We start from the raw sequence: 578 nt of genomic DNA on the forward strand, positions 1-578 counted from the left end.
TGTTCAGCTCGCCGTCGATGTTCTTGCCCGCCGCCCGGATCTCGTCCGGGATCAGATCCTCCTGCTTGATGTCGCTCGTGGCGTAGTACACCAGGACGCGGCCCACCACGACGATGCCGCCGCTGATGGAGCTGACGACAACCAGCACCATGCCGATGATCAGGAGGACCTTCGCCCAGCCGGGGTCGGTGGGCAGGAACCGGCGACGCTTCTTCTTCCCGTTCTTCCCGGTGCCGGGTTCGTCGTCGGACGCCGGGGGCAGGTCGTCCTGGTCGTCACCCTTGACCGGCGATCCATACACAGTGGAACTCGGTCGCGACGACGCGGGCGATTGCGTCACGAGTTACTTGGCCTTCGCGATCCAGCTCGGATGCTGCGACAGGAACTCGTACACCTTGTCCTCGTGTACGGCCTTGAGCAGGTCCATGCTGTCGTCGTTGAGCACCTGGTAGGACAGCCCGTTGATCGTCTCGCTGGCCCAGTCGCCGCCGTTGGTCTTGATCATGACGACGTCCTTCTCGCTGAGGTGCTTGAAGGAGAACAGCCAGTCCTCGATCGGCACCTTGCCCAGGTCGAGG

At 63.5% G+C, this 578-nt stretch carries 1 protein-coding gene and 1 pseudogene; both read right to left on the reverse strand.

The features are described 5' to 3' along the window. On the reverse strand, positions 1 to 301 hold a 301-nt coding region (locus ABD191_RS29100), incomplete at its 3' end, for a hypothetical protein (RefSeq protein ID WP_425560908.1). A 42-nt stretch (positions 302 to 343) separates the two neighbouring features. Next, positions 344 to 578, reverse strand: a pseudogene (locus ABD191_RS29105) (LCP family protein); the annotation flags it as partial.

Source organism: Luedemannella helvata (genome assembly GCF_039528415.1).
GTDB lineage: Bacteria > Actinomycetota > Actinomycetes > Mycobacteriales > Micromonosporaceae > Luedemannella > Luedemannella helvata.